Source organism: Staphylococcus sp. GDY8P57P (assembly GCF_017892585.1).
GTDB classification, from domain to species: domain Bacteria; phylum Bacillota; class Bacilli; order Staphylococcales; family Staphylococcaceae; genus Staphylococcus; species Staphylococcus borealis.
In genome coordinates this window covers 1-10,507 of record NZ_JAESLK010000034.1, presented here as the reverse complement: position 1 = coordinate 10,507, position 10,507 = coordinate 1, and the positions used below count along the sequence as shown (strand labels likewise).

Annotated in this window: 11 protein-coding genes; 10 read left to right on the top strand and 1 reads right to left on the bottom strand. The window is 38.3% G+C overall.

Going from position 1 to position 10,507, the window contains the following annotated elements:
* Positions 1–225, bottom strand: a 225-nt coding sequence (locus KA878_RS10685; protein ID WP_177219800.1) for an IS6 family transposase, incomplete at its 3' end; no start/stop codon positions are given.
* Between the two features lie 464 nt (positions 226–689).
* Here KA878_RS10685 and KA878_RS10680 point away from each other — a divergent pair.
* The 10 genes from KA878_RS10680 to hsdR all read left to right on the top strand — a co-directional run bounded on the left by KA878_RS10680 (position 690) and on the right by hsdR (position 10,416).
* Positions 690–1,247 carry a recombinase family protein gene (locus KA878_RS10680; protein WP_193839979.1) on the top strand — a complete coding sequence of 186 codons (558 nt, stop codon included), beginning with the start codon at positions 690–692 and terminating at the stop codon, positions 1,245–1,247.
* An 84-nt stretch (positions 1,248–1,331) separates the two neighbouring features.
* Positions 1,332–1,505 (top strand): hypothetical protein, encoded by a 174-nt coding sequence (locus KA878_RS10675; protein ID WP_159232342.1) that lies wholly within the window; start codon positions 1,332–1,334, stop codon positions 1,503–1,505.
* Positions 1,506–2,020: 515 nt separating this feature from the next.
* Positions 2,021–2,374 carry a MobC family plasmid mobilization relaxosome protein gene (locus KA878_RS10670; protein WP_193839978.1) on the top strand — a complete coding sequence of 118 codons (354 nt, stop codon included), beginning with the start codon at positions 2,021–2,023 and terminating at the stop codon, positions 2,372–2,374.
* The gene (locus KA878_RS10665) at positions 2,356–3,528 is read left to right on the top strand and encodes a relaxase/mobilization nuclease domain-containing protein (protein WP_193839977.1); all 1,173 of its coding nucleotides are present in this window, start codon (positions 2,356–2,358) and stop codon (positions 3,526–3,528) included. Before KA878_RS10670 ends, KA878_RS10665 begins: the two co-directional genes overlap by 19 nt.
* Positions 3,529–3,738: 210 nt before the next feature.
* Positions 3,739–3,924 carry a hypothetical protein gene (locus KA878_RS10660; protein WP_193839976.1) on the top strand — a complete coding sequence of 62 codons (186 nt, stop codon included), beginning with the start codon at positions 3,739–3,741 and terminating at the stop codon, positions 3,922–3,924.
* A 670-nt stretch (positions 3,925–4,594) separates the two neighbouring features.
* Entirely contained in the window at positions 4,595–5,368 is a 774-nt protein-coding gene (locus KA878_RS10655) for a replication initiation protein (protein WP_075270665.1), read from the top strand.
* An 11-nt stretch (positions 5,369–5,379) separates the two neighbouring features.
* Positions 5,380–7,011 (top strand): type IV secretory system conjugative DNA transfer family protein, encoded by a 1,632-nt coding sequence (locus KA878_RS10650; protein ID WP_193839975.1) that lies wholly within the window; start codon positions 5,380–5,382, stop codon positions 7,009–7,011.
* 72 nt (positions 7,012–7,083) lie between these two features.
* The gene (locus tag KA878_RS10645) at positions 7,084–7,632 is read left to right on the top strand and encodes a DUF536 domain-containing protein (protein ID WP_210142159.1); all 549 of its coding nucleotides are present in this window, start codon (positions 7,084–7,086) and stop codon (positions 7,630–7,632) included.
* Positions 7,633–7,647: 15 nt separating this feature from the next.
* Positions 7,648–8,340: a Fic family protein gene (locus tag KA878_RS10640; RefSeq protein ID WP_193839974.1), complete on the top strand. Its 693-nt coding sequence runs from the start codon at positions 7,648–7,650 to the stop codon at positions 8,338–8,340.
* 171 nt (positions 8,341–8,511) lie between these two features.
* A complete protein-coding gene (hsdR, locus tag KA878_RS10635; RefSeq protein WP_193839973.1) occupies positions 8,512–10,416 on the top strand; it encodes an EcoAI/FtnUII family type I restriction enzme subunit R in 1,905 nt (634 codons plus the stop codon).
* Positions 10,417–10,507: the final 91 nt, after the last annotated feature.

The following is a 10,507-nucleotide window of genomic DNA, read 5'->3' as shown; positions in this document are numbered from 1 at the left end:
CATTTTCCATGAATAAAAGGACTGTTTGTTTTTCTTTTTCCAAATTTGATAAAGAATCTTTCCGTATTCTTGCACCCAACGGTAAATTGTGGTGTGACAAACGTGAATTCCTCGGTCATACAGAATTTCCTGCACTTCACGATAACTCAGGTTGTACCGAAGATAGTAGCCGACGGCTACGATAATCACGTCTTTTTGAAATTGTTTTCCTTTGAACTGAGTCATCTTCATTCCTCCAAGCTATCTTTTTCAATTATTTTACCTCAAAATGAGCTTATCGGAAACTTTGCAACAGAACCGCCCACACCTACAAGCTGAACCAGCTTGACCGCAATAATGAGAGGAGTTTCCCCCCTCTCAAACTCACTCGCCCACTCGCCGTGTGGCAGGAAAGCAAAGTTGGTGTAACTAACTTTGGCTTTCAGCCGTTTCAGTGTGTCGTTTCATTCCGTCAAGAACGGGTAGTATTTTTTTGAAGCCCACAAAAAAATCTCCACACCTAGCACTTGACTGCATTCTCACTCCAAGTTCAAAAGACATAACTTATAAGTTGTGCTCTGTTTTTTCAAACCCTATAATAATAGGCATGAAGAAGCGTCATAACTTAGGGGACACAAATATCAACCCAAAATAAACAATTATCATACCATATAGCATGGCATGCTATATCAGATTAAAGGAGAAATCAAATGACAAAATACGGCTATGCACGAGTAAGTACTCCCGACCAAAAACTAGAAAATCAGATTGACCAATTAAAGCAAGCAGGCGCAGAAATTATTTATCAAGAAAAATTTACAGGGACAACGACCCAGCGTCCCCAGTTTAATTTATTACTGACAAAACTAGCCCCAGGCGACACGTTAATCATTACCAAGCTTGATCGTTTCGCCAGAAACACCAAAGAAGCCTTAGAGATTATTCAACAGCTATTTGACCAGAATATTAAAGTACAAATCCTTAACATGGGGACAATCGACAATACGCCCACAGGACAGTTAATTTTTACGATTTTCAGCGCCTTTGCGCAGTTTGAGCGAGATATGATTGTCACACGTACCCAAGAGGGCAAATTATATGCCAAGAAAAATGACCCCAATTTTCACGAGGGACGCCCCAAAACCTACACAGACGAACAAATTAAATTTGCCTATGAGTTGCGCCAGCAAGGCATGACTTATAAGATGATTGAACGCAAAACAGGGATTAGTGTCAGAACCCAGCAACGCCGATTTAAAAGCATTTAAAAAAGAGATACAGTTTTAATTATAGTTGTAGTTACAGTTATAATTAAAACTGTACTAAATACAACATGGAAGGATTGATCCATTATGCCATATAAAGAAGAAGCACATTCAGTACAATCACGTGTGTCAAAATCATATACATTGAAACCTGAAATAGCAGAAGAATTAGCCCAGCGTGCCGAAGCACAAGAATTAACAGCATCACGCTACTTAGAAAAAGTATTGAGAGATGTGTTTAAATTTGCTAAGAGCCTTTAGATCTAGTTTCAATGATTAAATGAATATAGACTTTGTCTTTAAAAATAAGCAATACATGCTTATTTTTTTGCGCTCAAGTTCGCTTAACTTGCCCCGTTCGAGGAGAACTCTCCATGAAATGGTCTGCCTGAAAGGTTCCTGCTGAAAGCATGCGTCAAATGCAAAATTTGTCTTGATGAAATCATGCTTATTATGCAAAATAATTCGGCAGACAGCCCCCGTCGGGCAGACGCCATTTGCGGAATAAATCAGCAAATGGCATACGCAACGATTGGCAAAAAGTGGCTAGCTTATAGCTAGTCATTTTGCCATGAGTTTGCGTAGCTAGGGGGTCAAGGGGCGAGCGCTAGCGTCCCCTTTGCAAGCACCACATCAGACACGTAAGTGGCTAGCATGTGGGTTGCTTGCCCAAACCCCGTGAATTGATTTATTATGTGAGTAGAAACCCTTAGGGTTTCACGAGCTTAATCAATCAATTCACTTGCCTGAAAGGCAAAACAAAGGGGGTGGGGTTTGTGAGCGAACAACACAATATGGCTAGCGATCTATCCGATAAACAACCCAATCGGAAAGACAGTCGGCAAATCAATTTTAGAGTGAGCGAGCAGGACTATTTAAAGCTTTCGCAATCTGCGAAAACTTTAAATATGTCCGTGCCTGCTTTTGTCAAAAAGAAGGCACAGGGGGCGCGGATCGTTGCCCCTAAGATTGGCGCAAAAGAAGCGCAAGAGTTAGCCCGTCAATTAGCAAAAATTGGGGGTAATCTCAACCAATTAGCAAAACACGCCAATCAGGGGGGCAACGTCCCCGCCCAAGCATTGCAGGAACTTCAAAGTGAGGTGGCAAAGATATGGCAACAACTCACATAAAGCGGTCTGCAAGTGCGTCACGGCTTGTCAATTATGCCGAAAAACGTGCGGTCTTAAAGGACGGACTAAACCTTGATGTGAACTATGCTAAAAGTCAATTTAAACAAGTCCGTGAAGTGTACGGTAATCAAGGTAAAACACAAGCCTATGCTAGTCGTATTTCATTTAGTCCAAAGGAATTTGACCCTAAAAACGAAATCGACCAGAAAAAAGCTCTCGATATTGCCAAAGAAGTGTATCAAAAGACTTATCCTAATCAACAGGTGGCGCTATATGAACATGCTGATACAGACGCCTTACATATTCACGCTGTCATTGGGGCAATTGACTTGGAAACTGGCAAGAAAATGCATGGAAATTGGCAAGAATATCGTGAAAAGCTCGTTCATAACACCGATGAAATCGTACAAAAACATGGACTAGAAGTAACACACACTGACCCTGAACGGTATGAAAAGCGTTCTATGGCCGAAATCAAAATGCAAGACCGCGGACAACCGACTTGGAAAGACCAAATCAGACAAGCAGTTGATAGTACCATGTCTAATCAGCTTATATGCGATTTTCAGACGTTTAGAGACGATTTAAAGCAAAAAGCAATAGATGTATGGGAACGAGGTAAAGACCTTACCTATCAGCTAACAGGGACGAATTATAAGGCTCGTGGTAATAAACTTGGCACAGCTTACGAAAAGGGGGCAATTTACAATGAGTTGGAAAGACGTACCAGAGACCCAAGATACAACCAAACAGATACCAAAAACCCAGATACAAACAGATTTAACAGCGCTCAACCAGACCCTGAAAGAAATCAGGAACTATCAAGGCACACAAATTCAATTACAGAGCAAACAACAAATCGAGTTGACCGAACAACTCCAACAAATCGAGAAAACCAGTCAGCACGTCAATCAAGCCTTTCAGACGACCTTAAACAGTTTAGAAAACAACAACAAGATCAGCAAAGAACAATTAGTCGCGACGCTCAAAGACGCGCAAAAACAGTTCAACGAACAGACAATGACCGTCAATCAAAAGACAATCGCCGAACTCAAGCAGATAAACAACGCACAAAAGAGCAACAACGACACTCTGAAAACCTTAAGCGACCGCCTAAACCAGATCGTTCAAAAGACTATGGACCAAGTCGCTAACCGTTTATCTACGGAAATTGACCGAACACATAGAAATATGAGCTGGTATGAAATTAAAAATTATTTGTATGCCGTTGTCCCTACTGGTTTGCTCTCAGGACTTGTATTTTGGGCTTTGACACATTTTTTTGCTTAAAGGATATAAAACATCAAAGATGTACTGAAATGGCTTAGAACACGAAATAAGGACGATTGGGAGGGCTTAAAGAAATGAAAGAAGTCGAGCAAATTGAACAATTGTTAGTTGATCCTTGGACGGTTGATATTCAAGGCCTTTGGGAACAAGCTTTGCATAACCCTGACCCTGATAAACGGAGACTTTTTGATGCCCTACACACGTATGTTTTAGATAAGCGGCAGGAACAAATTATTAACGAAAAAAAGTTTGTAATTTAATATCAATAGCGTTCTATCTAGGTGTTAGTCAACGGTAAATCGAATTAGAGGGGCTTACTGCTTTAGTAGTTAGCCCCTTTTTGAGGCTTTTTAGTTGACTGACTTCACTTAACTAAAAGCCTTATGCTTTAGGAAACAAGCTATTGTTTCCTCGAGCCCGACTGGCGGCAAAGTCATAGCGATCAAGCTGGCTTCAGCTTGGTCGGGGTTTGGGGCGACAGTTCCCAAGGTTTTTTTAATGTGGCGCAAGCGCCACACCTTTTTAGCAACGATCGTAGAGAGGCGCAATGAGCAAAGCGAATGGAGTTAAATGTGAGAGTGATTTTCTCTCACTCCTTTTTTGCTTTGTGTTTTTGTTTGATTAATAGCAATTGTTAGGGTACAAGCACACGTGTACGCACGCCTGTAATTTTATAGTAATTTATTTATAATTCTAAATACTTATAGAGAGTGAAATGCTTTTATATCAATGATAGTTGGGCGTATACATGAGTAAAAAGCACACGACTTATGAGTAAAAAGCACACGACTTATGAGTAAAAAGCACACGACTTATGAGTAAAAAGCACACGACTTATGAGTTTTAAAAATAAATGAGTTGATTTATCTCATTTATAAATATATACTCATCTAAAATGAGTGAACTAATTAAATTAAGGAGGTGCTCTATATGGCTGATAAACGTTATTTTTTATGGACAAATGATCGGAATTTCAACAAAGAAGATTTTGAACAACAGCGTTTCTTTCAAGTTGCTGAACATAATGATTTAATTACGAAAGCGCGCCATGATTTAAATGCGCGTGAATTAAAAATCATGGACTATGTAGTTTCTAAAATTAAGCCTGAAGATGAGCATTTTAATGTTATTCAGACTTCGATGTATGAGCTATCAAATGTTTTGGATTTAAAACGCAGTGGTCGGACTTACTCACAATTGGCACAAAATCTAGCTGATATGCGAAAAAAGGACGTTTATATTTACAGTGAAGAAGAAAAGCGAGTAACAATGACTGGTTGGTTTGAAGTTGTCGATCTTTGGGAGAACGGTCAAGTCCAGCTAAAAATTAACGAACGTTTCGCTCCTTTTCTATTAAAGTTAAAAGATAATGGTAATTATACGCAGTACTTTCTTGATGACACGGTACAACTAAAAAGTAAATATTCAATTTTGTTGTACAAATTGATCCGTGAGGCTGATAAAGATAATGGAAAATCGATTGCTATTGTACAAGGCTCTCCTGATGATTTTAAGCAATGGTTGGGTGCTCCAAAAAGTTATGCATATGGATATTTAAAGCGTGATGTATTAACTCCGGCAATTAAGGAAATCAACTTAAAAATTAAAGATATGGATTTGGAATTATTTCAAGCGAAGCGTGGCCGTTCAGTCACGCAAGTAGAGATTCATAATAATTTTATTCGTAATCGTCAATTTAATTAGGGGGACTTTTGATGACTGATTTGATACTTATTGCCGTATTAATTATTTGGTTAATTTATTTACGTGTACGTAATGCTAGACAATCTGATAACCATAAAGATGCTAAAGGATTTTCTATTCGAGCAGTTATTTTCCCAATCCATTACTTTATCCGTAGTACCATTTTTACAACGTTTAAAAGTAATGGGTTAGCCACTTTTTTTGTTTTTATAACTGGTGGTTTTACTTTCTTGTTGGCTATGCCACTTTGGTATATTAATCAAAAGGCCAGCATGATTTTTTTGGCCTATTTAGCAATTAGCTGGATATCTTGCCTCTTTCCACAAAAAACATCTTTAGTTTCTGGAGATTTGGGAAAAGCTTTCTTTCTTGATAAAAATGATCTTAAAAAAGGCGGTCTATTAAGTAATAACGGGGTTGTATTTGGTAAAAAAGGTAATCGGCTTGTTGCAAAGCCTGCATCTACGGAAGGTAATATCGCAATTTTTGGTGGTGCAGGAACTGGGAAAACGGCCAGTAATCTTATTCCAACGCTATTAACTTACTCTGGTAATGCTTTTGTGGTGGATATTAAGCCAGAACTACTTGCTAAAACTGGGCATTTACACCCCAATAAGAAAGTCTTGAATTTTATTGAGCCGCAACTAGCCTATGATCCTTTGGCAGTTATTGAAAGTTATACTGATGTTGTTGATCTGGCACAAACTCTTATTCCAATCAGTCCTGATATTAAAGAACCGTATTTTAAAGAAAGTGCACAGAATATTTTGGCGAGCGCTTGTTGGGAATTTAAAAACGAAAAATCATTTAGCGAAATTGCTGAATGGTTAACAGCTAATCCTGCAGATCAAATTATGCAACAGTTAGCAGCTAGTGAAAAGTCAGAAACTAGAATATTAATCAACGCCGTTGCTGGTATCAAAACAGAACAATTAGCCAGCCTAATGAACGAATTACGCAATACACTGGTAGTTTTTGCAACTGATCCTATTTTGCGCCAACTATCAGGAAACGGTGCAAGTATTACGCCGCAAGATATTGAAGAAAATTGGATTTATCTTGTTTTACCTGAAAGTCAGCTACAAGTGTATCAGCGTTATTTATCATTGATTGTTTCGCAATTTACACGTTATTTAACGAAACGACCTGAACATGCTACTCCGAATATTTTAATGGCTTTAGATGAGTTTCCACGACTAGGCTATATGCCTGCTTTTACTGACGCTATTTCAACACTCCGCTCGCGTAATGTGTCCGTGATGATTTTATTGCAGTCATTAGCCCAATTAGACAAGAACTACCAAGAAACTGGGCGTAAACTGATTATGGATAATATGCATTATGTTGTCGTACACAATGCCCTTGATAATACGAGCCAAAAATACTTTTCTGACCGTGCAGGAAGCAAAACAGCAGTTATTAAAGGAAGGTCCTATAATGGTGGCGGTTCAACGGGTACAGTTGACGCCTTATTTGGTGGCCATTCAACCAACTATAACCAACAATCGGTGCCACTTATTCGCCCAGAAGAATTTGCTACCTTACAACAGCCAGTTTTATATGCCTACAAGCTAGGCGTTGCACAAGTTGATAAAGCTTTTTGGTTTGAAGATGCACGTATGAAAGCAATGGTAGAAAACTAAGAAGCTTAAATAAAAAACATCGTTGCGCACATTATTGTGGTAACATTGTTCGCAATGAAGGAGGAATTTAGCATGAAGCTTTATTCTATGAAGGATATTGCAGAGGAAATCGGCAAAGACAAATCCAATGTTTATCGTTATATAAAGAAAAACAATATTGCGCACACTGATGTAAAAGAACGCACACTATTGTTTAACGCAACGCAGAAAAATACCATTGTAAAAGGCATGTCAGGTAGCTCTAACGATGACGTTGCACAACGGTCGCAACATGACCAACACAATGAGTATCATAGCGAAATAAATAATAATACTGACCAAATTATTGCTGCTATGCAGGACAATATTAAGAACCTAAAAGAACAAAATGCTTTGTTAGCCAAGCAGTTGGAAAGCAAAGATAAACAACTTGATGAAGCACAAAAGCTAATTGATCAGCAACAACAGTTAAACCTATCAACCCAGCGTCTTTTAACCCAGCAAAATGAACCGCAGGAAGTTAAGCAACAAACACAAACTAAACAAAAAAATACTGAACAGGCACAAAAACCAGAAGAAAATAATGATTATCAAAAAGAAGCCACAAAGAAGGGGTTCTTTAAACGCCTTTTTGATAACTAAAAGGAGTTAATTTTAATGGCAAACTCACAGCAATATCTTGATTTATATCAATTTACGCCGGAAGAAAATCGACGCTTTGCACGCTCAAACTTTACTAAGTTAGTGCATACCAACGCCCGCTTTGAAGGAGTGAATACAACTTTGCCACAAACACAAACGATCATGGACGGCATGAGTGTTGCAGGTGTGCCAGTGGAAGATGTTTTGACGATTGTTAATTTAAAGCGAGGTTGGCAATACGTCACGACCCAGACTGAACCCTTAACTTTGCCCATGGAAAAGCAAATTAATAAAGTCGTGGCTGCCGAAGATGCCTTGGTTCCTGGCGAGTTACGACAAGGACAAGGTGGAGTCAATTTAGGAGACGAAGAATTTTTTGAACCACCACTAATTGACGAACAACAGGAACAAGCATTTTTACAACAAACATTGGCTAACTCACAGACAACCACGACTGATAAAGCCTTAACCGTTATGTATCATAATATGCGTCAACAAATCTTTTGGGACGGTAACAAGCGAACCGCTACTTTAAGCGCCAATAAAATCATGATTGACGGTGGCGTTGGACTAATCAATGTGCCCTTAGATAAGTGGGATAAATGGAATGAATTAATTGCTGATTATTACCGCACTAATGACATGACAAAAGTTAAGCAGTGGACGTACGATAATGCAATTCAAGGTTTAGATGTACGAAAAAAATAAAAAAACAATCAAATACATGTAAATCCACTCGATTATTAGTTCATTCTACCTATTCATTACACCTGTTTAAAATTTTTCCAAGATTAACTATGGTTACGATAATAAACCTGATTTACCTTTTATAAATTGACAAGGGCATTTCAGTTCACCAAAAATTAGGGGGGATTTGGTATGGGAAATTTATCAGAAGAAGATGTTAAAAATCGATACATAACACCCGCAATTCAACGAGTTGGTTGGAAGTCAACAGACTATCGGATGGAATATCCATACACGGATGGAAGAATTACTGTTATTAATAATTACACTAAACAAAATAGCCGGAAAAAAATTGATTATTTGCTAAATTATCGTGAAAATTATCCACTAGCAATTATTGAAGCTAAAGATTTGCAACATACCTATAACCACGGAATTCAACAAGGAATTGGTTATGCAGAAGGTCTAAAGCACGCCAAGTCATTAGAAGTTCCTTTTGTATATGCAACAAATGGCCGCTCTTTTTTGGAACATGACATGCTAACTGGTCAAGAACGCTCTTTAGCAATGGACGAATTTCCTACAAAAGAAGCTATGTGGCAACGTTATAAGAAGGAAAAGGGATTGTCTCAAGAAGAATTGCAAGTAGTTGAAGAACCGTATTACTCAACCAGGGAAGCAAATCAACCACGCTATTATCAAAGAATTGCGATTAACCGGACGGTACAAGCCATTGCTAGCGGCCGTCAACGTGCTTTATTAGTAATGGCCACTGGTACCGGAAAAACTTTTACAGCTTTTCAAATAGTTTATCGTTTATTGCAAGCTGGTTTTAAAAAGCGGGTCTTATATTTAGCTGATCGCAATATTTTAGTTGATCAGGCCATGACTGGAGATTTTAGCCCCTTATTAGGCAAAGCCACTAAAGTCCAAAAGGGAAAATTGGATAGTTCTTATCAAATTCACTTCGCTTTATATCAACAATTAGCCGGTAAAGATGAAGATGAAGGTCACGAACCATTCAGACAATTTAAACCTGATTTTTTTGATTTAGTAGTCATAGATGAAGCACATCGTGGTTCTGCAAAAGCAGATAGTCAATGGCGTAAAATTTTAAATTACTTTGACGGCCCTAATGTAACTCACTTTGGAATGACAGCTACTCCTAAAAACGAAAAAGGTGTCTCAAATATCGATTATTTTGGGGAGCCTATCTATACCTATTCATTAAAACAAGGCATTGATGATGGATTCTTAGCACCATATCGAGTAATACGCGTAAATCTTGATGTAGATGTAACTGGTTATCGGCCACATAAGGGCGAACGTGATGCCAATGGTAAACTAATTGTGGATCGCGAATATACTGCGAGTGATTTTGACCGTACATTGGTGATTGATGATCGAACTAAACAGGTTGCTCATTATGTGAGTGAGTACTTAAAGCAAGGTAAAACTCGTTTGGATAAGACCATTGTTTTTTGTGAAGATATTGACCATGCAAACCGGATGCGAATGGCTTTGGTAAATGAAAATACTGACATTGTCAGTCGTGACTCACGTTATGTAATGACAATGACTAGCAGCGATAATGAAGGTAAGGCGCAGTTAAGTAATTTCGAAGATGTTGGTAGTAAATATCCAACAATTGCAGTTACTTCAAAGCTATTAACTACTGGTGTCAACGTTAAGACCTGTAAGCTGATCGTTTTAGATCAAAACATTAACTCAATGACTGAATTTAAGCAAATTATCGGTCGAGGTACTCGGATTGATAAGGCTCACGGGAAAGAATTTTTTACTATTATTGATTTCAGAGGAGCAACTCGTTTATTTGCTGACCCTTCTTTTGATGGTGAACCTGACGTAATTGTCGAAACGGGTGATAATAATGTGCCTAGTCAGTTAACACATGATTCGGAATCTGGTGATAGCGGTGATGACACAGAGCCAGAAAATAAATCACATAACAAATATTATGTGAACAATCGAAAAGTTAGGGTCTTGAATGATCAAGTGGAATATCTTGATACTTCAGGTCATTTAATAACCACCTCGCTGCGAGATTATACTAAAAAGGGTTCTGTTGCAAAGTAAAAAAATATAGCTAACCACTAATTTATCATGTCAGTGTTCGCTTAACTTGCTAGCATGATGCTAATTTCGTGGCATGGCGAAAATCCGTAGA